The 26,397-nt window shown below is 42.2% G+C and carries 15 protein-coding genes; 8 read left to right on the top strand and 7 right to left on the bottom strand.

The window, feature by feature from the left end; translation table 11 throughout:
• Positions 1 to 84: 84 nt before the first annotated feature.
• Positions 85 to 1,674 carry a T9SS type A sorting domain-containing protein gene (locus AC06MN_RS04540; protein WP_475671170.1) on the top strand — a complete coding sequence of 530 codons (1,590 nt, stop codon included), beginning with the start codon at positions 85 to 87 and terminating at the stop codon, positions 1,672 to 1,674.
• A gap of 145 nt (positions 1,675 to 1,819) precedes the next feature.
• On the top strand, positions 1,820 to 2,776 hold the full coding sequence (locus tag AC06MN_RS04535) for a Fic family protein (RefSeq protein ID WP_475671169.1): 957 nt from the start codon (positions 1,820 to 1,822) through the stop codon (positions 2,774 to 2,776).
• Positions 2,777 to 2,933: 157 nt separating this feature from the next.
• Here AC06MN_RS04535 and AC06MN_RS04530 read toward each other — a convergent pair whose 3' ends face one another.
• Entirely contained in the window at positions 2,934 to 4,085 is a 1,152-nt protein-coding gene (locus AC06MN_RS04530) for an ATP-grasp domain-containing protein (protein ID WP_475671168.1), read from the bottom strand.
• Positions 4,086 to 4,225: 140 nt separating this feature from the next.
• Between AC06MN_RS04530 and AC06MN_RS04525 the strand changes: the two genes are divergently transcribed.
• On the top strand, positions 4,226 to 5,689 hold the full coding sequence (locus tag AC06MN_RS04525) for a DUF1846 domain-containing protein (RefSeq protein WP_475671167.1): 1,464 nt from the start codon (positions 4,226 to 4,228) through the stop codon (positions 5,687 to 5,689).
• Positions 5,690 to 5,841: 152 nt separating this feature from the next.
• On the opposite strand, the gene AC06MN_RS04520 is transcribed toward AC06MN_RS04525, so the two are convergent.
• Together AC06MN_RS04520 and AC06MN_RS04515 are read right to left on the bottom strand one after the other, a co-directional pair.
• Complete coding sequence (locus AC06MN_RS04520) at positions 5,842 to 6,867, bottom strand: nucleotidyl transferase AbiEii/AbiGii toxin family protein (protein ID WP_475671166.1); 1,026 nt, start codon at positions 6,865 to 6,867, stop codon at positions 5,842 to 5,844.
• Positions 6,864 to 7,451, bottom strand: a complete 588-nt coding sequence (locus AC06MN_RS04515) for a DUF6088 family protein (RefSeq protein WP_475671165.1) — start codon at positions 7,449 to 7,451, stop codon at positions 6,864 to 6,866. Before AC06MN_RS04515 ends, AC06MN_RS04520 begins: the two co-directional genes overlap by 4 nt.
• Positions 7,452 to 7,902: 451 nt before the next feature.
• Here AC06MN_RS04515 and AC06MN_RS04510 point away from each other — a divergent pair, with 451 nt between their 5' ends.
• The 4 genes from AC06MN_RS04510 to AC06MN_RS04495 are packed head-to-tail and all read left to right on the top strand — an operon-like array spanning position 7,903 to position 15,998.
• Positions 7,903 to 8,967 (top strand): DUF1848 domain-containing protein, encoded by a 1,065-nt coding sequence (locus AC06MN_RS04510; protein ID WP_475671164.1) that lies wholly within the window; start codon positions 7,903 to 7,905, stop codon positions 8,965 to 8,967.
• On the top strand, positions 8,968 to 14,100 hold the full coding sequence (locus AC06MN_RS04505; RefSeq protein WP_475671163.1) for a DEAD/DEAH box helicase: 5,133 nt from the start codon (positions 8,968 to 8,970) through the stop codon (positions 14,098 to 14,100).
• Positions 14,101 to 14,105: 5 nt separating this feature from the next.
• A complete protein-coding gene (locus tag AC06MN_RS04500) occupies positions 14,106 to 14,930 on the top strand; it encodes a hypothetical protein (protein WP_475671162.1) in 825 nt (274 codons plus the stop codon).
• Positions 14,931 to 14,960: 30 nt separating this feature from the next.
• Complete coding sequence (locus AC06MN_RS04495; RefSeq protein WP_475671161.1) at positions 14,961 to 15,998, top strand: FecCD family ABC transporter permease; 1,038 nt, start codon at positions 14,961 to 14,963, stop codon at positions 15,996 to 15,998.
• A 78-nt stretch (positions 15,999 to 16,076) separates the two neighbouring features.
• Here the strand turns inward: AC06MN_RS04495 and AC06MN_RS04490 are convergent, their stop codons facing one another.
• Together AC06MN_RS04490 and AC06MN_RS04485 are read right to left on the bottom strand one after the other, a co-directional pair.
• Positions 16,077 to 17,630 (bottom strand): ATP-binding protein, encoded by a 1,554-nt coding sequence (locus AC06MN_RS04490; RefSeq protein WP_475671160.1) that lies wholly within the window; start codon positions 17,628 to 17,630, stop codon positions 16,077 to 16,079.
• A gap of 104 nt (positions 17,631 to 17,734) precedes the next feature.
• On the bottom strand, positions 17,735 to 20,056 hold the full coding sequence (locus AC06MN_RS04485) for a TonB-dependent receptor domain-containing protein (RefSeq protein ID WP_475671159.1): 2,322 nt from the start codon (positions 20,054 to 20,056) through the stop codon (positions 17,735 to 17,737).
• 321 nt (positions 20,057 to 20,377) lie between these two features.
• On the opposite strand from AC06MN_RS04485, the gene AC06MN_RS04480 reads away from it, so the two are divergent.
• Complete coding sequence (locus tag AC06MN_RS04480; RefSeq protein ID WP_475671158.1) at positions 20,378 to 21,394, top strand: aldo/keto reductase; 1,017 nt, start codon at positions 20,378 to 20,380, stop codon at positions 21,392 to 21,394.
• Between the two features lie 226 nt (positions 21,395 to 21,620).
• Here the strand turns inward: AC06MN_RS04480 and AC06MN_RS04475 are convergent, their stop codons facing one another.
• Positions 21,621 to 23,399 (bottom strand): hypothetical protein, encoded by a 1,779-nt coding sequence (locus AC06MN_RS04475; RefSeq protein WP_475671157.1) that lies wholly within the window; start codon positions 23,397 to 23,399, stop codon positions 21,621 to 21,623.
• A gap of 31 nt (positions 23,400 to 23,430) precedes the next feature.
• On the bottom strand, positions 23,431 to 26,349 hold the full coding sequence (locus tag AC06MN_RS04470; RefSeq protein ID WP_475671156.1) for a PD-(D/E)XK nuclease family protein: 2,919 nt from the start codon (positions 26,347 to 26,349) through the stop codon (positions 23,431 to 23,433).
• Positions 26,350 to 26,397: the final 48 nt, after the last annotated feature.

Here is a 26,397-nt window from a genome sequence, read left to right as displayed (position 1 = left end):
AAATTATTCTTTCATATTCAATAATAATTGTATTTTTGCCAGATATTTATGTCAATTACAAATCATCAATTAAATACTTTCACAATGAAAAAATTATCACTTATCGTAATGATGCTGATTACTTTCAGCTTCGCAAAAGCACAACAAGCACCAGGTGAATTCGATTATGATTTCGGCGAATGGGGAATCGTCACCGAAGAACTCAACAACCTTAGCGTGTTCCTCACGGGAAAAAGCTCGTTAGTCCTCCAGTCGGATGGCAAATCCGTGGTTTTCACTGAATACAGTGAAGGTGGCCCTGCCGAAATTCTCCTCATGCGCCACAACACCGATGGTACTATCGACACCTCGTATGGTGAAAACGGTTATGTCCATCTGGCTCCGATGAGCAACAAAAACTATTTCTCTTACGATTCAAAGATTGTTGAAAACGACAACATGCTTCTTTTGGCTTATACCTATGGTAGCGACGGCGGTAACATGTGCCTGCTGAAAGTGGATTCCAACGGTAACCTGATTACCTCTTTCGGCAACAACGGTTATGTGACCTTCAGCAAACAAGCCAACTGGACATTGGTTCCAAGATCATTGGCCATTCAGAATGACGGCAAAATCATTGTCGGCGGCGAATACGGCGAATTCGATTACGGTTCCTGCATCTTGCGTTTCACGGCTGATGGTCAGCTCGACACCACTTTCGGCGACAACGGCATGGTGCTCCATGAATCATACGATTCCAACGGATGGCAAGTCATGGCCGTAGGCGAAAGCGTTGATGTCGCTCCAGACGGTCGCATCTACCTCTGCGGATGGGAAGTCACTCCTGACGAAGAATGGGGTTCACCTTACAGCAGCAAAATCATCTGCGTCGACCAAAACGGCGATTTCGTTACTACTTTTGGCAACAATGGCGTTTGGGAATACAGCTTCAGCGAAGTCATCGACTTCATCAACGCTTGCAAAGTCATGGACGACGGCAAGCTGCTGATTGCTGGTGCCGCAGAAACCTATAATGAAATCCAAGGCGAACCAATTTACAGCATATATGTCGCCAGACTGAACCCTGACGGTTCTTTCGACACCACTTTCGGCAACAATGGCTTTACCATGGCCCAGTGCATAGAAAACTCATGCAACTACTGCCACGAAATGGCCGTAGCCGGCAATGGCGAAATCTATCTCGCCGGCTATGTTTGGCAAGATTTGAAAGACATGCTGATTGGCGCATTTAACGCCGACGGCACACTGAATACGGATTTCGGCGAAAACGGTTTCGACCACATCACATTTGGCGGCAACAAGACCAGCACCGCTACCGACATCGCCGTCCAGGATGATGGCAAAATCGTTGCCATAGGCCACTACGAACACGAAGAAACCTTCGCCGATTACATGCTCGTCCGTCTTCACACCGCTGCCAGCCTCGACGCTGTCGAAGAGAACACCATCGCAAACGGCATCTACACCTATCCTAACCCAGCAGTCAATGAAGTTCGTTTCGTGAACCTCGAAAACGAATGCACCGCCAACGTTTACGATGCAATGGGCCGCTTGGTCATGCGTGAAACCGTTTCCAATGAAAGCGCATTGAACGTTTCACAACTCACTTCAGGCAACTATTTCGTCGAACTGATTGACGGCAGCCAAATCATCAAGACAAGATTCGTGAAATAAATTGATTCACAATATAATGAAACAAGAAAGCCAGCGCATGCTGGCTTTCTTGTTTTTTATCTGCTGATACATAGCGTGTATTTTTCATCTCAAAAATCACACAATTGATAGTTTTTTTATCTTTGCAAAACCAAACAAAACGCGCATGTACAGTCCTCCTTTTGAAATAACAAACAAAATTCTGAACCTTGTGGCGCAGATTACCGAGCGTGTCGGGGCTTTGACTGCCACGCTACAGCAGCCTTTTCCCACCCCAATGCTTCGAAAGAAAAACAGAATCAAGACTATACAATCGTCGCTGGCTATTGAAAACAACACGCTCACCATCGCGCAAGTAACCGCTATTGTAGAAGGAAAACATGTGCTTGGTGCCCCCAACGAAATACAAGAGGTGAAGAATGCCATAGATGCCTACAACCTCATGTTGCAACTGGATCCATACAACCAGAAAGACTTGCTAAAAGCCCATAAGGCAATGATGGCAAACCTGATTGGTCAAGCCGGATATTTCCGAGGTGGCAATGTTGGAGTGTTTGATGCTACCCATTGCATTCACTTGGCGCCACCTGCAACAAGGGTGAATGAACTGATGAACGACCTCTTTGAGTGGATGAAACAAACCGATGTCCATCCATTGGTGAGTAGCAGCGTGTTTCATTACGAGTTTGAGTTCATACATCCATTTGCTGACGGCAATGGAAGAATGGGCCGTATGTGGCAGACACTTTTGTTGGCACAATGGAATCCACTTTTCTACTGGGTGCCTGTTGAAACCATCGTAAAGGAACACCAGCAGGAATACTATGACGCTATCAACCAATGCGACAATAAAGGCGACAGCACGCTGTTTGTTGAATTCATGTTGCAATGCCTATCCGAAAGTTTGCAGGATTTGGGTACCGAGAAAAGTACCGAGAAAAGTACCGAGAAACTCATCCGTATCATTCGGGAGAACCCCGACATCACCATTGCCGAAATGTGCAAACTTGTCGGCTTGTCCGACAAAGGTGTGCGCAAAAATCTCGACAAATTGAAACAGCAAGGCATATTGCAACGTATCGGTCCCGCCAAAGGCGGCCATTGGAAGGTGAATGAACCGTAATGACAATACGTCGAACTGATTGACGGCAGCCAAATCATCAAGACAAGATTTATGAAATAAATTGATTCACAATATAATGAAACAAGAAAGCCAGCGCATGCTGGCTTTCTTGTTTTTGGCATGTAGAGACGTTCCATAAAACGTCTCTAAGCAAATATCATTTCATGAATTCCTTCATGTCAAGATTCAGGATGAAATCAAATTCGGCCTCATGAGCAGGGTCAACGCGGGTGAATGCCGTGGCAGCCACGCCTGCAGTCGGGTCGGCCAACGGGCGTAATTCCAAAACATCCATCACCGAAGCCGTAAATTTCACACTATCGAACATCTGCTCTTTTGGCGCTCCAGCAGGACGTTCCAGAACCAGGAAATTGTAAGTGTCGTTTTCCTTGCCCTTCCACATTTCCTCCTTGGTGATGTGAATGTTGTTCAGGTAAGCCATAATCGGGTGAATGCCACTGATATGCGTCTGCAATTCGTTCAGGCAGAAACCTGCAAAGCGCAAAGGATTGATTTCAATCGGAATGGCTTTCTTGCCATCGTAGCGGAACTCAATGTGCATCGGGAAATCGCGCAATCCGATGACCTTGTTGGTCTGAATCAGGAAATCCATGAAAGGCTTTTCGTACTGGTCGTAAAGTTTGCGGCTTGAGCAGTACAGGCGGTCGCTGGTGTCCGATTCGTTGGCAAAACGGTGATGGTAGATGTTCCAAATAACCGGCTCGCCTTTTTCATCGAAATAAGCATCAACGGCATATTCTTCACCTTTAATATATTCCTCAATCAGGAAATTCTGCGTCCCGACCACATATTCCGGGAACTGCTCGCCTACTTTCTTGAAATTCAGCTGAATGTCATCGACAGCAGCCTTCCATTCCTCAGCATTGTGAACCACATAAACGCCAGCGCTGAGAAAACCGACCGAAGGTTTCAGCACCAAAGGAAAATGCAAGGTGGAAGCATCAATATCGCCCATGTCCTTGATGGCGACTTCGCAGAAGAAGAAATCAGGATACATGTCCTGACAAATGCGGCGGAAAGTGGCCTTGTTTTTCAACAACTCGATTTTTTTCTTCAGTTCCTCATCGGGCAGCTTCTCGACAATCCAGCCCAGCGCATTTTCCGACATCGTATAAATGCGGTGACGCTTCTGATATTCAGCAATGAACTGTTCATCGTTGTAAAGATTAAGGGCATAACCATCGGCAACCAGTTTTTCCGACATGGCATTGCGCAAAACCGGCAGATTGTTCTCAATCGCCGTCTGTATCAGTTTTTCTGAAACGTAAGGTTTTTCTAATATCAACATGATTTTGTGAATAAATATTTCTGCAAAGGTAAACAATTTTCCACTTCATTCATCCAAAATGAAATGAGTTATGCTTTTCCGCTTGTATGTCAGCGAAAAATAGTATCTTTGCAACCCGTATTGGTAAAAGCAAACGCAATATGAAATACGGATTCGACAACGGGAAATACCTCAAAATTCAATCGGAACACATTAAGGAACGCATTGCAAAGTTTGGCGACAAGCTATATTTGGAGTTTGGCGGCAAGCTCTTCGACGATTTTCATGCCAGCCGCGTCTTGCCAGGCTTTGAGCCTGACAGCAAACTTAAAATGCTGCTGCAACTGAAAGACGATGCCGAAATCATCATTGTCATCAGTGCTTTGGACATTGAGAAAAACAAGGTGCGAGGCGACCTCGGCATCACTTACGATGTGGATGTTTTACGCCTGCGCGATGAATTCATCAATTGCGGCCTGATTGTCGGTTCGGTCGTCATCACGCATTTCAACGGCCAGGCAAGCGCTATCGCTTACCGCGAGCGTCTCGAGCGCATGGGCATCGACGTTTATTACCATTACATCATTGAAGGCTATCCCACCAACGTCAACCTTATCGATTCCGACGAAGGCTTTGGCCGTAATGATTATGTCAAGACCACGCGTCCGCTTGTCGTGGTCACGGCACCGGGACCTGGCAGCGGAAAGATGGCCGTGTGCCTCAGTCAGTTATATAACGAAAGCCGCCGCGGTGTCAAGGCTGGTTATGCCAAATTCGAGACTTTCCCGATTTGGAATCTGCCGCTGAAACACCCTGTCAATGTGGCTTACGAAGCCGCTACCGCCGACCTCAACGATGTGAACATGATTGACCCGTTCCACCTTGAAGCATACGGCAAGACCGCCGTCAACTACAACCGCGACATTGAGATTTTCCCTGTGCTCAATGCGATTTTTGAAGGCATTTATGGTGAGAATCCTTACAAATCGCCTACCGACATGGGCGTGAACATGGTTGGCAACTGCATCAGTGATGACGAAGTGTGCTGCGAAGCCTCGAAGCAGGAAATCATCCGCCGCTATTACGCCGCATTGTGCGATTTTGCCTCAGGCAAATCAAGCGACAACGAAGTGAACAAAATCGCCCTGCTGATGAAGCAGGCCAAAATCACCACCGCCGACCGACGCACCACGACAGCCGCAAAGGAAAGGAAAGAACAAACAGGCGTAGCCTCAGCCGCCATCGAACTGGCCGACGGCACCATCATCACGGCAAAGACATCGCCGCTGTTGGGGCCGAGTGCTGCTCTCATCCTGAATGCCACTAAATATTTGGCCGGCATCGGTCACGATGTGAAACTCATCCCACAGGAAATGATTGAACCAATCCAGAAAACCAAGGTCAATCTTTTGCACGGACACAATCCACGCCTCCACACCGACGAAGTGCTGGTTGCCTTGTCAATCCTAAGTCCCAACGACGAAAACTGCCGGAAAGCATTGGCATGTCTGCCGCAATTCGACGGCTGTCAGGTTCACGCAACAGTAATGCTAAGCGAAGTCGACCGCAAGATTTTCAAGAAATTAGGCATCGGCCTGACTTGCGAGCCTGTCATTAAAAAATAGCTTTTCAAGACAGAACGCTGATTATTGCAGCAACGCCAAAGATTACCAGACTTACATTCACAAGACGGCTTTCCCTTCAAGCCCGGCATCAACTCATGTTTGGGGTGACGATTGGGATATGATGATTTTTATTTTGGTGATTTACGACATTTTCACACATTCCTAAAACGACCTCTTAGTTCTTCCAAACGCTCAATCAATGTGTCAAAATCCAATGACTGGCCATAAATAAAACTATGCTGCATCTGCACATAATCAGTTCGATAGGAATCAAGCAAAGCACCCGTAGGAATGAAATCTATCTTGTCTGATGCATCAAGCGAATAATCCACACCGCCAACATGATAGAATTTGGCACGATGCTCAACAATGGCTTCGTACAAGTCCTTATCCGCCAAGGACTGCCTGCCGAAATCGGTGTCCATCAACCGTTCAATATCATAAAGGTGTCTGCTCATCCGCTGAAACCTGGGTGATTTGCGTTGAAATTCTTCGTTCAGAAGGAATACCTTTTCCAAAAACGTCCTTGAAGGAAGTACGGTTGCCGCAAGCGCAATGTTTTCATCATCCTCATCCGGGAAACATTCTCCGATAAGCGATTGCAAAGGCTTCACTTCAAACGGCTCGCGCATTCCCAAACAGCTTATTTCTATCTTAACTACGGGAGGCAAATAGACATTCCTTCGCCCCACGACAGGTTGATATTCCAGCAACAAAACAGTCGGATCACTGTCGTGGTCAATCAACGAACCGTCGGGGTTTGTCGTGACAGGAATCACCTTACACCCTTCAAGATTCCATTCCGACAGTCTTTGCTCCAGTTTTGAAGCCATCTCGCCTATTACATAGTCGCGGGAAGCTTCCCTTAACAACTTAATCTGGTTGTTGTTCTTACATTCAGCGGCCGACAAACCTTTCACTTTTCCGAAAAATTCACGGTCGATGCACAAGTCAATGTCTTCCGAAAAACGATTGATGAGTTTCCAACCTTTGCTTAACGACGTACCACCTTTAAAAAGCAGATAATCATAACAATCAAGCGAAAACAGGGCTTTGAGTGCAAGCGTCACCCACCAATCCTTTTCCACTGCGTTTTCATCGGGCAACTGCTTTTCAAGAGTCGTCCGCTGAATCATGGCCAATCGGTCGGCAAGGCTATTGTTAATCCACAGGCTCATAACAGCACCTCCTTTATCAGTTTACTCATCCAAGCCGACATCAAGCCCAAGTCGTGTGCGAAGGTCTGTTCCTTGGCAAAGGTCTTTACCAAATGGGCTATTTGCTTCAGTTCATCTTCCGTGAAACCGTTTTCTCCATGACACTTCAAGGCTTGATATAGCGCACCCATAAAAGGGTCTTTAAAGGCAAAATTTCGTGGGCTAGCATGTTTCAGCATGACTTGTTTCTGTCCCAATTGCACCATACGGGTTGCGCCGTTGGTCAAATACATATACACCACAGGCACTTGCGTTGACAGTCCCAACTGATTCAAAGCCACATAACCATTGGGCAACACCTTGGCGTGGTCTCTGTTGGCAATGGCTTTCACCACCACATCGGGATCGGGATACACGACGCCGAAGCGTGTTTTCACCGGTTTCAGGAAAACGCCATTTGAAAGACGCACCAAAGTCCCGTCTTCGACCAATTGAGCCAAAACTTTTCTCACATACTCTTCATCGTAGCCCGGAAAACTTGACACAAAGAATATCGTTCCCCTCTTGCAACGACCTATCTTTTTTCTGATTTCTTCTGTTACCATAGGCAATATTCTATCCGAAACTTTTCAAAAATTTCGGAGTGTTTACTTTATTATTTACGAATATATAGATTTAAAAATAAGCATTTTATATATGACATAAAACAGCATCACATCATTTGATTTTATCCGCAAAAATAAGAATCTTTTTCAATGTAAACGCAATTTTCCAAAAATGAATCAATAATCATTTATAAAAACCGCCCAGGTCTGCCTCAAATGACTTGGACAAGCCATTGCATTGACTTGGGCAAGTTATTCGATTGACTTGAACAAGTCATTGAAATGAACTATGGGTGTTATCTTTTTATGACCATGGTTGGAAAAACAAATGATATAGATGAGGATTTTCTCGTAATCGAGAAGATTGAAAAGTTTTGGGTTGTTATTTCTTTCATCACTTTTTTTGTTACTTTTGCCTGATAAAGATTTTTGTGATAGTTACAACATAGACATGGCAACTTGGAAGCATACAGATTTATCTATTGACGGACAGTTTGTCAAAGCACAAGCTCCCATTATTGTATCAGCAAGCAGAAGCACTGACATTCCTGCATTCTATGCCGACTGGTTCTTCAAAAGATTGGAAATTGGCTTTTCAGCCTGGACAAATCCTTTCAACGGCGTAAAGTCTTACGTCTCCTATGACAAGACACGTTTTATAGTGTTTTGGTCAAAAAACCCACATCCACTTTTGAACTATCTCCATATTCTTGAAGAGAAAAACATTAAGTGCTACATTCAATACACTCTCAATGATTATGAAAATGAGAAATTAGAGAAAGTCCCGTCATTGGAGAAACGCATTGAGACATTCAAACTGCTCGTCAATCGTCTCGGAAAAGGTGCCGTCATCTGGAGATTTGACCCGATGATTCTTACCGATGATATATCCGTTGACAATCTTCTTGCCAAAGTTCAAAATATTGGAGATCAACTTAAAGGCTATACAGAGAAATTAGTCTTCAGCTATGCGGATATTTCTTTATACAAAAAGGTAAAAGTCAATCTTGAAAGAAACAACATTCCATATCATGAATGGACAGATGAGCAAATGGAAATCTTTGCTCAAAAATTATCATCCATGAATAAGGAAAGAGGTTGGAATTATACGCTTGCCACTTGTGGCGAAAAAATAAACCTCTCAAAATACGGGATTGAACACAACCGTTGTATAGACGGCGACCTTATCACCCGTCTTGCATGGCAAAGCCAAGAACTGCTGGATTTTATGAAAGTAAAAAATCAAGATATTCCTGCTCCATCCTTATTCGGCGACACCGAAATCCCAGAAAGAGCAATATTGCTGCCCAACAACAAATATTTTATCAGTGCCCACAAAAAAGACCCCGGACAACGTGAACTTTGTGGTTGTATGGCAGCAAAGGATATAGGAGAATACAACACTTGCCCCCATCTTTGTGAGTATTGCTATGCAAACTCTTCAAAAGAAATCGCTTTAGCAAATTGGAAACAGCATTTAGATAATCCTAATGGAGAAACAATAACAGGGAAATAAATGGCATCAATTCAAGAATATATAGCACAAGTAAAGGCATTAGAAAATCCTTCTTTTCAAGGAATAAGAAGAATTGCTTGGAATGCCATATCGTCTCTATCTGAAGAAGAAAGGAATTCGTTATTTGACTCACTTGGTAGAGGTGTCAATCTCCTCGACACACATGAACAAATGTGCCAATACTTGTATTCTTATGGGAATATGCACGAAGCTAAGATTCAGGGAGCCCTTAATCATTTAGAAATAAATGCTTATCAAAATAAGAATATCCAAATAATTGACTGGGGCTGCGGACAAGGATTGGCAACAATATGTTTTATAGATTTTCTGAAAGCCAATAATATCAAAACTGACATTTCTCGTGTCATTCTTATTGAGCCATCAGGAATAGCGTTGGAACGAGCAGAATTGCATGTTGGAGCATATCTTGATAATGCTAAAATATTTGCACTAAATAAATACGCAAATGAAATAATAACAGAAGACATTGTTTCTGATGTTGATGTAACGATTCATTTCTTTTCTAATATTCTTGATATTGATTCAGTAAATGTCAAACAATTAGCCCAAACGATTGCTGATGCCATTTGTGGAGAACATTATTTCATTTGTGTTGGGCCAATGAATGCTAACAACCAAAGAATAGAAGCATTCTTCAACTGGTTTCAAAATCCAGAATTGATATGGCAAGCTAATCACAATAAAGATAGTCATATTTCTTACACCGCTCGATACAAAGTGTTTAAAATAGAACGCTTTGAAAACGAAACTATACTTGTAAAATATAATCCTCCAAAACAATTTAATGCTTCTTATCGACTTGATTGCATTAAAGATATTTTTTCTTCCGAAGGACAAAAGACTACCAAAGACAAAGTGGATGCCCTATATAAGTATTTGTCGGCATTTGAAGTTTCAACGCCTTTTGATATTGGTGCCAGCATTTACGATGATGTTAATCCTCTTTTTGCGGTTCTAAATAATATTATTGTAAGAGGCCTCCCAACAAAGTGCAGTCAATTAGTAGAAAATGCATTTGCTACCTTTGGTAATAAGCAACAATTTGATGCTCTCGGAGGAATACAATTTTCATTGGATAATTTAAATCCTCAAGATGTATTTTTGGCACTTCATGCGATTGATAGCAGGTGGAACTTGACAAGAAAAAGCTATAACAATGACATCATAGATTCCGATTTAGAAGCACACTATATTTGTGATGTTGCTCCAAAGTTTTTCCAGCAAGTGCTTTGCCCACAAAGGAAACTTACATCCATAACGAATCAGTCTAGGCATCAATCACAAAGAGTGGATTTCGCTTGTCAATTCCCTTACGGGAACGAACTAAAAGGGGTTGTTCTTGAATTGGATGGTGACAGATACCATTCAACTGCCGACCAGAAAGAAAATGACAATTATAGAGTTGAAGTACTCAAACGAAATTTATGGCATTGCGAAAGAATTAATGAGGCCGAAATATCAAATTCTGATTTCAGTTGCTTTAATAGCGAATACTTGAGAAATGTAAAATCTGCATATTACAGGACGTTTGATGATGATTGGAAAAAAAATCTTCAATTGACATTATCACCAGTTGGAATTGCCCGGGTTCAAAAGACTATTACAGAAGCATTGCTGATAGGAAAATTGGATGTCAATGCACCAAGTTGGGATATATTAGTTCAAGAACGGGATGTGCCTTGCGCGGCATTGGCTATCGCAGAACTCAAAGAAATGTTTAATCATCTAACTGCATTAAGTCAAGAATATGATGAAATAAAATTCCCCAAAGTTAAACTAACAATTATCAGTTCTCCTGAATTTCAAGATTCCCCTCTTCATAAAGTAGATGGCATTCCTGTTTCAATTCTTCTTGAGCCAAGTGCATCTATTAAAAATCACGCATTTGATTTGGTAATAGATGTCGCTGTCGTGAGGCGAGCCCATTTGGAAAATATTTCTTTCAGCGAATTCAAGAGCCGAAATGATTGCTATTTCAATATTCGCTCATCGCATTATCTCTACGGTGAACGACAGATTTACACCAGTGACGTAATAGATTACAAACCGTTAGTAACTAAGAAATCCAATGGAGAATATGAGGATATTGATGAATTGAAAGTTCATCTTGAATACTTCATGCAGACGCTGTTTAGGAAAAAATCTTTCCGACCGGGACAATTGCCAATTTTAAGCAGAGCTTTACAAAACAAGTGTGTCATTGGCTTACTTCCAACAGGCGGTGGCAAATCTCTTACTTATCAGATTGCAGCCATGTTACAACCTGGTGTAACAATTGTGGTTGATCCTCTTCGCTCATTGATGAAAGATCAATACGACGGTCTTCTCAAAGCCGGAATAGATGCATGTACATTCATTAATGCTATTGTAAATGCCGACGAAAAAGAAAAGCGGTGTAAGGCAATGGAAGATTCCCTTCTCCAGTTTGTATTTTTATCTCCCGAACGGTTATGTATTTACAGTTTTAGGGAAAAGCTAAAGAACATGCACGAGTTGGGCGTGTACTTCTCGTATGGAGTTATTGACGAAGTTCACTGCGTATCCGAATGGGGACATGATTTTAGGTTTACATACTTACATTTGGGGAGAAATCTTTATAATTATGTATTGCCAAAGCAAAAAGAAAACAGAAAGCATTTGACACTCTTTGGTCTTACAGCTACCGCATCGTTTGATGTACTGGCAGATGTGGAAAGAGAACTATCTGGCAATGGTCAATTCCCATTGGATTCTGATACAATCGTTAGAGATGAAAATACAAATAGGCTTGAGCTACAATATAAAATAGAAAAGGTTCCAGTAGAATATGAGGAAGATAAATTTTTCGATTCAAATCATCATTTAGATGAATGTCCACGAGCACTGAACATTAAAGATAAATGGGCAGCTTATAAAGCAAAACAAGAATTTCTTGGACATTATGTCAACGAAATCCCCACTTATATCAGAGAACTCCAGAATGAGCAAGAGAAGGAGACTATAGTAAGTAAATTTTTCGAACGGCAGAACAAGCAACGAACACACACACCCGACTTAACCATAGCAATGCCAGACAACTACGCTGCTAAAAAAGAGGAATATACAGAATCTGGCATTATTTTCTGCCCTCATAAGAATAGCGGAGGAATTGCTGTCAACCCGAATGCCGATGAGTTGAGAAAAGACTTTGATGTTGGTACTTTTATGGGTAGTAGCGATGGAGATGATGAAAAAAGTAAAGAAATTGACGAAGAATCATTCAAGAATCTTGAACTATTCCGAGACAACAAACTTCCGCTTATGGTGGCAACTAAAGCTTTTGGTATGGGTATCGACAAACCCAATGTGAGGTTTACGGTAAATATGAACTATTCCAGTTCCCTCGAAAGTTTTGTTCAAGAAGCTGGACGCGCAGGCCGTGACAGGCATACAGCATTGTCTGTTATTTTGCTTTCTGATTATAAACTTGTTAGAATTAATCCCAAATGCAAAGTATATCATCCTGATATATGGATCATTAAAGGAAAATGGTTTAAAGAAGAGGATTTGAATTTCATACTGAATAAATTCAATATTTCTATATCACCAGAGGATATTGATGTTTTTTCTCCAGAACGAGACATGGTGAAACTGAAGTGTGAAGTTTGTAATATAAGATTTGGTTTTAGCCTTTGTAATCAGGTATGCACTAAATGTGACAAAGGTCCTTGCGAAACGAAATGTTCATTGTATAGTCAATGTAAATTAAAAGATGTTCCAAAAGAAGCTAAAGGTTTTCAATACAAAGATGACTTAGACGACATACTCAAATCAAACGGTATTACAATTCGGAAAGAAAACATAGAATACATGAATGCCGATTATGAAACAGTCATGTATTTCTTTAACAACAATTTTAAGGGATCGCTCATCGAGAAACGGACGATGCACGAACTCTTAAACAAGTCTACCATATCATTATTTGTTGGAAATAATGCGGAAACAAAAGAACATACAGAAGAGGTTTCTAATTTTTTGGAAAAGTTACTTAGTTCCGTAGAGGGGACAGAGTTGGTGGCGTTTATTTCAACAAGAACAATAGGACGACTAAAAAACAACAATCAGCTTGTTTATATTAACGGAGGAAATAACAAAGAAAAACATATTGAAGATATACAAAATGGAAATGTCAGAATAGTTCCTGCTGACAGTATTGAGATATATCGAGATGGTGCAGATGTTGACAAGGCTATATATCGTATGTGTTGTATAGGTCTTATTGATGACTTCACGAAAGACTACGGGAAAAATCGCTGTCGTATCGTCACAGTGAGGAAAAGAGACGGAGAATACTACCAAGGACTTCAAAAATTCCTGGAACGATATTACTCGAAAGAGAAAGCGGCAGAAGAAATAGCAAAAGTTCCTATTTATAAAGGAGACAATGAAGTTCATAAATGCCTTGGTTATTTGACAGAATTCATTTATGATAAGATAGCCGTCAAACGCAAGCGAGCTATTGATGATATGCGTACTTTTTGTATGCTTGGTGCAGAAGAAGGACGCAGCTGGCTTGAAAAAAACGAAGATCTCAAAGACTTTATCTACTACTACTTCAACTCAAAGTATGCGAGAAGTGATTTTATATATGAAGATTTACCAGAAGAAGACAAATCTTTTTCTCTTACTAGTGATTCAGATGAAGGGAAAAAATCTTCTATTAATTTTGTCTATAAATACATGCGCGTAATTGATGATGACATAACAAGTCTTGATTCTAGTTCTCAGATAGACAATGTGAAACATCTTCAAGGTGCGGTACGCCTGATTAGACGTTCTCTAACGGATACTAATTTCACCATTGACCTTCTAAATGTATTTTGCCTATTGTTTTTGGGCGTCGGTGACAATGAAAACCTCAAAAATGAACTTAAGGAAAGTTATATTTCTGCATATTTGGCGTTATATAAAAAGTATACCGATTATGATGAATTCCATAAGATTGTAAATAGTTTCAAGGGAAAATTAAATGAGAATAATCGTCATGTGGCATCTGATGACGATATACACAAACTTGAAGAGTATGAAATGGAAGCAGAATTGGAAATCCACTCCAAGTGGTTACACACATTTAGTGATAATTATAGAAAATAATAGATATGGCAAACGATGTATTAAAAGTACTCCATGATATGGAGACAGAATTGGCGGAAATAAAGTCTGCTAAAGAACAAGTTGAAAAAATTGTTGCTTCAAGCAAGAGCTTGCAGCAAGTTATCAGCGAGTATTCAAAAAGTTTGGGTGCATTAAAAGAAAATGTCTCAGGGTTTATATCAGAAGTTCAAAACTATCAGTCTGGTAAAACTTCAGAACTTGAATCAACGATAGACAAGATTAGGTCGTCTTGTGAAGGTTTTATCACTCAATTTAATGAAAATGTGAAAACTTCCACAACGGCTTTCGACTCAAAAATAACCGAATCGTTTTCAATGCTTGAAACTGAAATCAGCAAATTGGGAGAGCAGACAAACAAATTCAGTTCGTTTCATGTGGTTCTGGACAATGCAACAAATGAAATTAAGGCAATAAAGATCAAGCTTGATGGAATTGCTAATGAATTACATGAGACGAAGAATCAACAAGACAAAGCCTTTTCTGACATTACGCAATCTATTGGTTCATTGTCTGCTGATATCAAAGTTAGATTTGATTCTTTCATTGAGCAAATAGACTATAACTTTGCCGATTTGAAGTCAAACACTAATAGCATTAGTACTCAAGTTGACTCGTCAATTCAAAAGTTGAACGATGCTATTTCTAATTTGTCAGAGACAAAATCCATTTGTAACAATATTTTATCAAATATCGACGAATTTAAGTCATCAGTTGACGCAAGATTCTCAAAAATTGATAAATCTATAAATGTTAATCGCTGGCTGCTTGTTGGCACATTCATTATTCTCGCAGTTTTACATTTCTTATAAAGCCCTATCTTTGACCACTTTTTCAAACCAATGGCACAACACGTCAACCATAGCAACATACTCATCCCTATCAGCATCTTTCTGATTGGCGTGGTGCTGTTTGCCCTCAATCTGCTGTTGGGTTCCGTTTCCATTCCTTTTCAGGATTTTTGTCAAGCGGTGTTTCACGGCGAGGATAACACATACCGCTCCATCATTATGGAATACCGTATGCCACAAGCCATTACGGCACTTTTGGCTGGCATCGGCTTATCCGTCTCCGGCCTATTGATGCAGACTTTGTTCCGCAATCCCTTGGCCGATCCTTCCATTTTGGGCATCAGCAGCGGGGCGAGTTTGGGTGTGGCCTTAGTCGTACTTTTGGCAGGAAGTTTCAGCGGCATTGCACTCAGTCAAAGCGCGTTATGGTCGACATTAGGCGTTTCGCTTGCCGCTTTTATCGGGGCCTTTCTGGTCTTATTGCTCATTTTGGCTCTCAGTGCAAAGTTGCGTAATATGGTCAGCCTGATTCTGGTCGGCATCATGATTGCCTACATTGCAGGTTCCATCACCGATGTGCTGAAGTTCTTCAGTCAAAAAGAAGACGTCCATGCCTTTGTCATCTGGGGCTTGGGCAGTTTTTCGTCAGTCAGCAAAGCGCAGTTGCCTTTCCTGAGCATCACCATCATTGTCGGCGCAATTTTGGCTTTTCTCTTATCCAAAAACCTCAACTTGATGCTTTTAGGCGAGCGTTATGCCGAGAATTTAGGCGTCAACATCAGGCGTTGCAGCATGATGACCATTCTGGTTTCGGGATTTCTCACGGCCATCATCACGGCTTTTTGCGGACCAATCGCCTTCTTAGGTTTGGCGGTTCCGCATCTGGCGCGTTTCCTTTTCAAGAGCAGTAACCATTTCGTCCTGATTCCTGCAACAGCTTTGATTGGCATGGACTTAGCCCTATTCTGTAACCTTATTTCGCGTCTGCCTGGTTTCGACGGCAGTCTGCCTATCAACTCAGTCACGGCCTTGATTGGCGCACCTATCGTGCTTTGGGTGATTTTCAGCAGACAAAGGACTGGAAAGTGATGATTTTCATACTTTCTACTAAAGTATAACAATAGCGAAGAATAGGCACAAAAACTCTTTGGTGACTGCAAACTTAACTCAAATCACCGCCCACTCCGCAATGTTCTTCATTTCGGAAGAAAAACCGACACCTATGCGGAAAAGTTTCCTGCTGTCGGCGGCGTATGGTTCAGCATAGCCTTTTGTTTCAATCTGTTTCAAAGCTTCAGCTGCGGTGCCATCGAGTTTGAATTCAAAGATGTAAACGTAATCATTGGTTTCAACGATAATGTCGGCACGACCACGTGAGTTTTCCTTTTCGGTCAAAGTCGTGTAGCATGACAAAAGCCTGAATATCAGATATAATGTATAATGATAATGGCTTTCATAACTCCATGCGCGTTGCTGGTAGTTGGCGTTGTATGGAATGGAAGCGAAGAAGCCTGTGAGCGCATCGCGGAGATCGTCCAAACGACATTCGTCAAGCATATCGCTGATGTCAATAGCCAGGCAATTCGTATCGCCATGACGGTCGTTGAAGTAGTCGTTGACAAGCATATCGACAAAGCCATTCCTGACCTCATTGTTCGGGAAATCAAGTTTGTACAGTGCCTTGCCTGCTTCATACGCTTTTATCGTAAGATAGCCGCTTTGGTAAATCATCGCAAGCGGGTCTTCCACATCGGCCTTATAGTCCATAAAGTATTTCTTCGCATACGGGCGGCTCACTATTTCCTTGATGTCGGTCTTATTGCGGTCGATGAGTTTCATCAGATAAGTCGGCGTGCCCGAGGCAAACCAATAGTCGTCAAGTCTTTTCTTCGACATGGCGTTGAGTACGCTGAACGGGTTGAAGATGTCAACCATCTCCTCGGAGAAATGATAGCCGTCGTATTGCCTCTTCAGACGCTGGTACATTTCATCTTTCGAGCATTTATGTTTCTCAGCCATTGCCTCAATCTCACCATCGAAATACGCTACAAGTTCTTCCTGGATTATGCCGCACAAGGCATCGAAACCGCTATCCATGCTGATGTCTTCGGGCTGGTTGAAACCGCTGAACACGCTCACCTGCGAGAACTTAGTCACGCCTGTGAGCAACACAAAACGGAGATGCTCATCGGCTGACTTGAAAGTGCCGTAAAACTCCTTGAGAATGTTTCGGTTTGGCTCCTCCATCGGTTCCATCAGCACATCAAGCAAGGGCTTGTCGTATTCGTCGATGAGAACCACCGCCTTTTGGCCAGTTTTCTCATGAGCTTTCTTTAGTACATTTTGGAAACGTTTGCCAAGTTCCGGAACATCCGACTCCTTGCCATAGGTTTTTTCCCATTGGAAAAGATCGTCTTCAATGAAATTCGTCAATCCATCTTGTTTGCTGAAATTTCCATTCGAGAAGTCAATCCTGAACACGGGATATTGCGCCCAGTCTTTTTCCAGTGCATCAATCTTCAGGCCTTTGAAAAGTTCCTTTCTCCCTCTAAAATAACTATCTAAGGTCGAAATCAGCAACGACTTTCCGAAACGACGGGGACGGCAGAAGAAACAGATTCGCTTCTGGGCCAGCTGGTACACAAGGTCGGTCTTATCCACATAGACCATGCCTTCTTCGATGAGGGTGCTGAATGTCTGGGTTCCAATAGGGTACTTCATGGCAATCTGAGTTTTACACGGCGGCAAAGTTACAAAAAAGTTTGAAAAATTTGCAAGATGGAATTTCTCGCATCAAAGCAACAACTCGACATAAAATTTGCATCTCACTCGCCCAAGCGAATCATGCTTCTGTCCTCCTCCTCTTTCTTGGCTTTTGCCACGCCCGGCTTGAAGGAATTGAAATTATAAGTGATTCCTAACCAGAACATTTGCGTCTTACCTTTACTATTGTTGACCAGATTGTAAATGGTGTTATCGGAGAAGATATCCCAACGACGCGTGTTGAAGACATCGGTAAACATGGCCGTCACAAAGAGTTTTTCCTTGACCAAGACCTGCTTCACGCCGACATTGGCATAATAAATGGGCTGGGTCTGAAATTGCGGGAAATATTGTGGCGTAATGTAATAAAACTGCATCTGTAAATCAGTGCCTTTCAACGGCTTGACATTCACAGAAGCATTGAAACTGTTCACCCAACCCTGATTGTTGATGTCGGCATTTTCAAACGTGCCGTTCGTCTTCGTGTAATACACATTGTTGTTCAAATCGACGGAAAGCCATTGGGCAAGTTTCAGACGCAGCAGCAATTCAAGGCCGGTCTTTCGGTCGGAATCGCCATTGATATAAGTCAAAATCAAGGTATTACCGCTCATTAGGGCGACTTGCGAAATGTAATTCTGAATGTAATTCAGATAGGCGTTTGCATTGACATTGAGATATTTTGAGACCAGAGAATAACCCAAATCCACCTTGTTGGAAGTCTCTGGCAAAAGGTTAATATTGCCCGTTTCGTAGGTCTGGTTGTCAATCAAATTGATGTATGGATTGAGTTGCGGATAAGTCGGGCGCGTGATTCTTCTCGAAAATCCCAACGAAAGCGACTGTGTTTCTGAGATTTGATAATTGAAGAAAAGATTAGGCGAAAGGAAAGCATTGCGATTCAAGGTGTCCAATTGCTGCTTGTCGCTGTGCAAGGTCGTCACGCTGTATTCGAAGCGCAGCCCCGCCTTAAACGACAGTCTTTCAGTCAGTTTTGAAGAATACATTGCGTAAGCGGCAGGAATGTATTCGCGATGGCGCAAATCGTTGCTGAAGTACTGGAAATAAACCCACACATTATTAATCGTATCGTACTCATAAAACTTGTGGTTGATGTTGTTTTGACGCACCATCATCTTCACGCCCGTCTCCATTTTTCCTTTGCCAACCTTCTGCATATAATCGGCTTGCAAGGCTGTAATAAACGGGCTTCCACCCGAAATGGATTTCTGCACAAGTTGCTCATTTTCAAAATAGAATGAAGGTCTGTCCCCTTTGATTTTTGAAACCGATGCCAGCACGCTCATTTCACTTTTTTCAGGAATGAAAACATGCTTATAGGCCAACGAACCCTCAAACATCACGCGGTTGAAACTGATGTCGGTGGTGCGATACAACAAGGGCGAAAAAGCATAATGGTTCTCAAAATTCTGGACATTGTTCAGTCGTGGCAGCATCAGTTTGGCATCCAAAGTGAAGATATTCTTCTTCGAAGCGCGACAGACCGCATTAGCGCCAAAAACCTGATTGCTGGTCGTGCGATTGGCCGCAATGATTTGATGAATACTATTCCCACCTTGATAGAAATCACGGTTCAAAGTACTGTTAATCAAATCCTTTTCATATTTCCCGTTATAGTTGAAACGAAGGCTCCATTTCTTTTTGCTGTAACTCAAAGCCAAGTTCCCGTTCAACATTCCATTGAAGCCATAATTGAACGAAGCCATCCCGTTCAGACCTGTCCCAATCTGCTTTTTCGACACGATATTGATGATGCCGCCTGTGCCTTCCGAATCGTATTTTACATCCGGACTTGTCACGATATCAATGCTTTGCACATTGGCAGCCGGAATGCTATTGAGACTGCCAACCGTCGTCGGAATGCCATCCAATAGAATCAAGATGTTATTGTTGCCACGAATGGAGACATTGTCCTCGTTATCCACACTGACCGAAGCCGCAGAGCGCAACACTTCCAACACCGAACCCGTCGCCGAACTCATATTTGCCGCCGGATTGATACTCGTCTTGTCCACCGAAACGGTTTTCGGCAGTCTCTCCCCTGTCACATACACCTCATCGATTTGATGTATAAGTTCTTTCATGACGATTTTTCCAACATCCACAGTCTTTTTGCCGTCGCAAACCACTTCCACTTCCTGATTGTCATAACCTATATAACTGATTACCAGTTTATATTTCCCTAAAAACTCTCCTTTAAACTGAAAACGGCCTTCATCATTCGACATGGAACCAGCCTGAACAGCATTGTTCTCGTTTTGAAGGACAATGGCAGCATACTCAATCGGAGCATCGCTTTCATCGGCAATTTGACCTTTAATAAGTGTTGTTTTCGTCTGAGCGACAAGCATTTGCGCAAACATAACGCATATAATCAAAGAAATAAAACGGCGCATAACAGAAATGTTTTCGACAATTACACAATTTCAAATTTGTTTCTCACTTTTGGCTTTTGGCCGTTGACAAACCATTCATTTACACAAAGTTATACCATAACTAAGCCACAAGCCAACCGCCAATTCCTTGCAGACCTTAGATTTGCAGTGCAAAATTGCAGCACATCGGATTTGCAAGGCAAAAATAGGGAAAAAACATTTCTTATTCATTTGAAATAGTATAACATATTAATTTATTTTCTATTTTTGTAGTGTTAAATCATTCTGTTCAACTAAACATCATTTGCTATGAGGACAATTATTCTTGGAAAGACCGGATTGAAAGTGAATAAAAACGGTTTTGGTGCCCTGCCAATTCAACGGATTAGCCAAAAGGAAGCTGTGTATTTGCTTCAGAAAGCCTACGCTAACGGCATTAACTTTTACGATACCGCGCGGTTTTACACTGACAGCGAAATTAAAATCGGCGAGGCTTTTCAGGATGTAAGGAGCAAGGTCATCTTGGCATCGAAAACGGGAGCGACCACCGTTGAGGATTTTTGGAGGGACTTGCACACGACGTTGAGAAATCTCCGCACCGATTATCTCGATTTGTACCAGTTCCATAATCCGGATTATTGTCCGCGACCGGGCGACAAGGCGGGCCTGTATGATGCCATCAAGGTGGCTCAGCGTCAGGGAAAAATTCGTTTCATTGGCATTAGCAACCATCGTCAGAATGTCGCAATGGAAGCCGTTGAGCACGATTATTACGACACCTTGCAATATCCGTTTTCCTATCTTTCTTCGGAAGAAGACCAGAAAATTGTCGATGCCTGTCACAAACACAACATGGGCTTTATCTGCATGAAGGCTTTGGCGGGCGGCTTGATTACCGATTCGGCTTTGGCTTACGCTTTCCTTAACCAATTCGACCACGCCTTGCCGATTTGGGGCATTCAGCGCGAAAAGGAATTGAATGAATTTATCTCCTACCAGAACGAAGCGCCAGAAATGAATCCGCAACGTTGGCGTAAGGTGGAAGAGGAAAGAAAGAAGCTGGCAGGTGATTTTTGCCGTGGCTGCGGTTATTGTATGCCTTGTCCTGCCGGCATTGAGATTTGCGACTGCGCCCGAATGAGTCTTTTCCTGCGCCGTGCTCCGTTAAGCGTTTATCTTACAGAGGAATGGGCTGAAAAAATGAAAAAAATAGAAAACTGCAAGCATTGCAACGCCTGTCGCAAAAAATGTCCTTACGGCTTGAATGTACCGGAACTGCTGGCCAGAAACTACGAAGACTTTAAGGAATTTTGGAAGAATAGGTGAATTTTTGAAATCTAACTCTCTCGTTTCCTTAAAGTATTAGATCTGGTTTTTCTTGTTTTTGGATTGTTGGGCTATTTCCTCTCTCGTCTGCAAATATCGCAAAAATCGCAGTGGCCGCAAGTGTCGCTGCCTTCTTCGCATTGGCTGAACGGAATTTCCGTATCAAGCATTTTAAAGCCAAACAAAAAACCGGTATTTCCACCAAAACTGACACAAAAACAACTTTTTATTCACCAAGTTCTTTTAGTTTTTCTATTGCTTTTTCCTCTCCTTGCTCGGCAGCTTTTCTGTACCAATACATAGCTTTTCCCATATCAACTTCATCTACGCCAATGCCTGTTTCATAGCATTTGCCAAGAAGGTATTGAGCATAAGGGAAGCCGTTTTCAGCATCTATAGTATAATATTTTACTGCTATATACGGACTCTTAGGAACTCCCTTTCCATTCCAATACATTAGACCAAGATAACAATATGCCCCTGTTTCATGTTGGGTTGTTGCTTTGGTGAGCCACTTGAATGCTAATGAAAAATCTTGATCCACACCATCACCCAAAAGATATCTTACTCCTACAGCTAATTGAGCAGCAGCATAACCTTGTTTTGAAGCTTTCAAGTACCATTCAATTGCTGCTTTTTCATCTTTTTCTATACCTTCTCCATTTTTATAACAAACTCCTACATTGTATTGAGCTTCAGCAAGACCTTGTTTTGCCGCTTTCAAGTACCATTCAAATGCTGCTTTTTCATCTTTTTCTATACCTTTTCCTTTTCTGTAATAATTTCCTACATTAAATTGAGCTTTAGCAAAATCTTGTTCTGCAGCTTTCAAATACCATTTAAAGGCTTTTTTTTCATCTTTTTCAACACTTTCTCCTTTTTCGTAACAAACTCCTACATTGTATTGAGCTTCAGCAAGACCTTGTTCTGCGGCTTTCAAGTACCATTCAAATGCTTTTTTTTCATCTTTTTCTATACCTTCTCCTTCGCTGTAACAATCTCCTACATTGAATTGAGCTATAGCAAGACCTTGTTCTGCGGCTTTCAAGTACCATTCAAATGCTTTTTTTTCATCTTTTTCTATACCTTCTCCATATCCATAACAAACTCCTACATTGCATTGAGCTTCATCAAGACCTTGTTCGGCAGCTTTCAAGTACCATTCAAATGCTTTTTTTTCATCTTTTTCAACACCTTCTCCTTTTTCGTAACAAAATCCTACACAGTATTGAGCAAGAGCAAGACCTTGTTTTGCCGCTTTCAAAAGCCATTTAAAGGCTTCTTTAGGTTGATTCTTTTCGAAATAATAATCTCCTAACGAAATTTGTGCAATGGCATCACCAGTTGCTGCCCGAAGTTTTATGGTGAAACTATTGCTGCTTATGGTGTAGTCTTTCAGTTTTGTGGCTAACAAATCGTCTATTTTGCTATCAAATGATGGAACCTCTATATCTTTAAATCTCAAAGAGATAATCTGTGAGAGACATTCAAATTCGTTTTTATAGAGATTAACGGAGGTAGAGACAACATCTTGTAATTCCTGCGAATTGTCTGAAGTCAACATTTCGTTGAAATTTTCAGTTTTTTGTCCTAAAGCAGACACGATAAATTCAACATCGGAAAGGCAAGTCCAATATTGGCTCATTATATCCGATAAATCCTTTTTCAAGTTTTCATCATGGAGTGCATCAAGTTTTATCAAGACTTCATTCCAATTTAGATTCACCTCGGAAGCAATGTTTTTCAAGTCATTACCTGTGTTAAAACCTATGTCTGTTTGGGCTTTTTTGCATAACGAAACGACTTGGCTCAGCAAGGTGTTGATTTTTCCGATGTCCATGGCAACTTTCAGCCTGTTGCATGAAACTTGCAAATCTTTGATTTCATCGTACTTTTTTGTCTTCTTGTTACTCTGGTGAATCAGCAGAGCTACAATTACAGCAATTACTGCAACGACTACTCCTGTAATAGTCCAAATTAAGGTGGGATCGATTTCTAACAACATATCGTAATGAATTTGAAGATTTTGCTTTCAGTTATTTCTTCTTTTCCCGTCTGCAAATATCGCAAAATTCGCAATATCCGCAAACTTTACTGCCTTCTTCGCATTGGCTGAATGGAATATCCGTGTCGAGCATTTCCTCAATCAAGGCGGTGAGCAATTTTTCCATGTCGTCGGTGAAGGTTTCGTCCAATAGGAATGGCACTTCGGCAGAATCGCTTTTCTTGGGCATCGCTTTGACAAGTTCACATTGCATTTCCTTGGAACGGCGCAGACTATGGATGGCAGCCGTGATGTCTTGCGGGCTGATGTCCGGATTTTTCTTGAGGTAAAAATATTTGTAAAGCAGCAGTTGCAAGGCCTTTTCAGGAATGCGCTTGAGATAATCGATGTCGGTTTCACCTTCCTCACGGTAGGGCAGTTTTACGGAATCATTATCAACTTTCCCGGACTTGTAATCAATCACGCGGTAGGTGTCGCCGTATTTGTCGATGCGGTCTACGTAGCCTGCAAAATTGCATTGTAAACCGTTGATTGTTATGGAACTGCTCAGATTGCTCTCTAATTCCAACATGATAAGTCCGTCCTTTTCCAGACATTTTTCGGTGTAGTCGAGATAGGCGTGGAGCCATTTGTGCAAGGCGAGTTTGTCCATGTAGTTGTAGCCGATGTCCGACAGTCCGCCGGGCAGCTTTTCCTCGATGGCTTTTTGCAGTTCTTTCTCCGCGTTTGGCCTTATCTTGTTGATAAATAATTCTTTATCAATGATTTGCCTTTGACCATCATTGGACAGATAAGGCTGGAATAGGGATTCAAAAGTCTTGTGAATGATGCTGCCGGTGATGTTGCTGCCCGTGTCTTCATCAACGCTGTTGTCTTCGATTTTCTTGATGTATTTCAGGTAAAACCTAAACGGACAATTGATGTAAGTCGATATGGCTGTGGGACTTAGTCCTTTCTTGCAAATGATATTCTGTAGTTCTTCCAAAGCAGGTCCTTTGTCTGCGGCAAGGTTTTTGATTTCGCCAGGATTGGCCGTTTGTCCCGCAAAAGGTTCTTCCGTGATGCGGATTTTTGCGTTTCGTTTGGGCAATTCCTGCAAAATCTGAAGAATGAAACGGCTGGGTTCGCCGCCCGATTTGTTGCCTACATCGTTGTAATAGAGATAAATGTCGTTGGCGCTTTGCAGCAAATGGTAGAAATGGTAGGCGAAAACGGCTTGCTTTTCATAGTAGCCGGGCAGATCGTGGGCTTTCCTGATGAAACTCGGAATGAAGCTGCCTTGTGGCTTCTCGGCGGGCAAAATGCCTTCGTTGACGCTCAGAATGTGAATCTTTCCAAAATCGAGGTTACGGGTTTCCAGCAGACCCATGATTTGCAGTCCGTCGGTGGTGCTACTATTGAGTTTGATGGCATTACCAACGCTGACCAATCGGAAAAGAAGTTCAACGTCTTGTGCATCAGTGACATATTCCTCGTGTTTCTTGATGACCAAATCGAGGCGGTTGATGATTTTTCCGATCTCGCTGACTTGGTTGAGCAGGAAAAGAAGGTCGCTGTCCTGCGATTGTTTCTGCGTTTTTTGCGCCACGAAACACAGCATTTCCCTGATGGAATCCAGAATTTGTCCAGGCGTTTCGCTGGCTTTCAGGATGAGATGGAGAAAACTTTGTAAATCAGGGAATTTCTTGAAATCTTCAAGGCTGTTTTCCTCAAAAATGAAAGTGCCTTTTTCCACGGCTTCTTTTTTCCATTTTGAGAAGGCTTGCATCTCTGCCTGACTGAAAATGATTTTCGTGATTTCCAAGTCCATGAGTCGCAAAATCGGCCAAAGATACCAGCCTTCGATGTTTCTTTCTTCGCCTTTTACACTGATTTTCCGCTTGATTTTCTTCCCACGTTGGAGAATGAAGTATTCCTTAATGAGTTGATTGATTGGTGTTTGCTGAAGCGGATAACCCATTGATACTTTCAGGTCGGTGTATGTTGTTGTGTCGGGAATTGCGTTCAGCACGGGAATGAGCAGGTTTTCATCGGCAAGGACGACGGTCGTGTCTTTGTCGTTGATGTCTTGCAGGTTGTCTTGCAGGGCTTTAGCTTGTATGGTGCTGCCGCTGCACGAAATGATGTGGATGTTTTTTCCTTCCTCCAAAAGTCTTTCGCTGATGCCATTGGCCAGCCATTTTCCATGTTTTTCCTGATAACGGCGTTCGAAAAGTCCGGCCTCATTGTTCTCATCTTCAATATAATAGCGGTCGTAATCGAATATGACTTCGGCTTTTCCGTTGTAGACGAGTTTTTCGATAATCGCTTCTTCGGTACGGGTCAAGGCGTTGAAACCGGCAAAGATGATGAAACGGTCGCCGACATTTTTTGAAAGTTCTTCGTCATTGAGGTGTGAAAGTTGCCGCGTAATCATGCCATAGTAGCCTTTGCCTTGTGAGGCAAGTCTCTCGCGCAGTTTCAGATAATAGTCATGCAAAGAATGGAAAAACTGCAAGTATTTCTTTTCCTTTTCCTTGCGCCGTTCCTCGTCGAAGTTCCAGATTTGCAGTTCCTTATCGGCGACAATGAAATTAAAAAGGTCGTGTGCATTGACGTCATATTGGTCGATTTCGTCGAAATCCTTTGCCATTTGTGTGGCCTGACTGCCAAAAACGCGCAGGTCGGTGTCGCTTTTCAGTTTGTCGGGATGCAGTTCGGCATCAATGTCAATCAGTTCGAAAAGTAAATCCAAATTGTCAACAAGCGTGATGCCGCTCCATAGCGTGACGGCTTCCTCGATGGAGAGCATTTGCGGCAGCCAAATGTTGCCGTTAATGATGCGCTTGAACTCGGAACGGAGGTAAAATGCCGCTCTTTTGTTCGGGAAGACGATGGTCAGGTTCTGGTTTTTCAGGTCGAAATTGGCCGTGATGTGTTGCGCTAATCGGCTGATGAAAGGTGTGTTCATGGATAATAAATGTTGTTCAAAATTGTTCAAATGCGCTTTGTGCGATAA

The organism is Candidatus Limimorpha sp. (assembly GCF_056203535.1).
The sequence above is the reverse complement of the archived record's forward strand: the minus strand, read 5'-3'. Positions and strand labels throughout refer to the sequence as shown.

What these genes read in the sequence shown, in the direction of transcription:
- AC06MN_RS04540 (WP_475671170.1), top strand. Translation starts at nt 85, where the DNA reads ATGAAAAAATTATCACTTATCGTAATGATGCTGATTACTTTCAGCTTC.
- AC06MN_RS04535 (WP_475671169.1), top strand. Translation starts at nt 1,820, where the DNA reads ATGTACAGTCCTCCTTTTGAAATAACAAACAAAATTCTGAACCTTGTG.
- AC06MN_RS04530 (WP_475671168.1), bottom strand. Translation starts at nt 4,085, where the DNA reads ATGTTGATATTAGAAAAACCTTACGTTTCAGAAAAACTGATACAGACG.
- AC06MN_RS04525 (WP_475671167.1), top strand. Translation starts at nt 4,226, where the DNA reads ATGAAATACGGATTCGACAACGGGAAATACCTCAAAATTCAATCGGAA.
- AC06MN_RS04520 (WP_475671166.1), bottom strand. Translation starts at nt 6,867, where the DNA reads ATGAGCCTGTGGATTAACAATAGCCTTGCCGACCGATTGGCCATGATT.
- AC06MN_RS04515 (WP_475671165.1), bottom strand. Translation starts at nt 7,451, where the DNA reads ATGGTAACAGAAGAAATCAGAAAAAAGATAGGTCGTTGCAAGAGGGGA.
- AC06MN_RS04510 (WP_475671164.1), top strand. Translation starts at nt 7,903, where the DNA reads ATGGCAACTTGGAAGCATACAGATTTATCTATTGACGGACAGTTTGTC.
- AC06MN_RS04505 (WP_475671163.1), top strand. Translation starts at nt 8,968, where the DNA reads ATGGCATCAATTCAAGAATATATAGCACAAGTAAAGGCATTAGAAAAT.
- AC06MN_RS04500 (WP_475671162.1), top strand. Translation starts at nt 14,106, where the DNA reads ATGGCAAACGATGTATTAAAAGTACTCCATGATATGGAGACAGAATTG.
- AC06MN_RS04495 (WP_475671161.1), top strand. Translation starts at nt 14,961, where the DNA reads ATGGCACAACACGTCAACCATAGCAACATACTCATCCCTATCAGCATC.
- AC06MN_RS04490 (WP_475671160.1), bottom strand. Translation starts at nt 17,630, where the DNA reads ATGAAGTACCCTATTGGAACCCAGACATTCAGCACCCTCATCGAAGAA.
- AC06MN_RS04485 (WP_475671159.1), bottom strand. Translation starts at nt 20,056, where the DNA reads ATGTTTGCGCAAATGCTTGTCGCTCAGACGAAAACAACACTTATTAAA.
- AC06MN_RS04480 (WP_475671158.1), top strand. Translation starts at nt 20,378, where the DNA reads ATGAGGACAATTATTCTTGGAAAGACCGGATTGAAAGTGAATAAAAAC.
- AC06MN_RS04475 (WP_475671157.1), bottom strand. Translation starts at nt 23,399, where the DNA reads ATGTTGTTAGAAATCGATCCCACCTTAATTTGGACTATTACAGGAGTA.
- AC06MN_RS04470 (WP_475671156.1), bottom strand. Translation starts at nt 26,349, where the DNA reads ATGAACACACCTTTCATCAGCCGATTAGCGCAACACATCACGGCCAAT.